This is a genomic window from Anaplasma phagocytophilum (genome assembly GCF_023476575.1).
GTDB lineage: Bacteria > Pseudomonadota > Alphaproteobacteria > Rickettsiales > Anaplasmataceae > Anaplasma > Anaplasma phagocytophilum_A.
Genome location: NZ_JAHLEX010000189.1, coordinates 1 through 724, shown reverse-complemented (window position 1 = coordinate 724; position 724 = coordinate 1). Strand labels below are relative to the sequence as shown.

The 724-nt window shown below is 44.8% G+C and carries 1 protein-coding gene; it reads left to right on the top strand.

The annotated features are described in order from the left end of the window. Positions 1 to 38 precede the first annotated feature (38 nt). Positions 39 to 724 (top strand): hypothetical protein (locus KPX09_RS05470; RefSeq protein WP_249549331.1); only part of this gene is annotated, 686 nt, incomplete at its 3' end.

Here is a 724-nt window from a genome sequence, read left to right as displayed (position 1 = left end):
TTTGCAATGACTTGATCTCAGGATTGCTAAGCGGTAATATGTCTTATCTTGACATACTCAAGACGCTGATACGTGCCTTGGATACGTCAGCAGAATCTGTAGAGAGAGCACAGGGCATTGGTGAGAAAACAGGTCCTGACGGCAGCAGTCTTGATGGAGTGCAGCTTCTCTTGGCTCAAGTAGATCTTTACAGCATAGTAAGGGTAGTTGATGGTGTCCTACAAAACATAAAATGGGATGAGGATAAAGGAGAAGAAATAGCTTCTCGATTTTTTCAAGAGAAAGGAAAGCCACTTGTCCAGCAGTGTCTGCAGGCACTGTCGCATCTCGGTCAATCTCGCCTTGCTGTAGATCCCCTTAAGGAACGTGATCCTAATACAATTTGCCATATTTCAAACGCTGTAGTAGCACTGGCAGATGCAATCGCTTTGCTACGTGATACACAGATGCTCGCAACCGGGGGTGTGGTAGTAGAAGAAAGCTCGTCAATAAAAGAAACTAAACGACGGATTAGTAGATGTATTAATGCGTCGTACAGCACTGTTCGTGCGATGCCAGAATCTTCATTGCAATCTGCAGCAGCAACGTTTTATGAGGGTTGCTCGGAAGCAAACATCCGAGAAATAGCGTATGGTCTCTTGAAGGAAGCTTCTGCTCTCTCCTACTTAATCCACGATAGTGAAGCAGCATACCGTAAAAGTGTGTCAGATAGCTTCTTTACAGT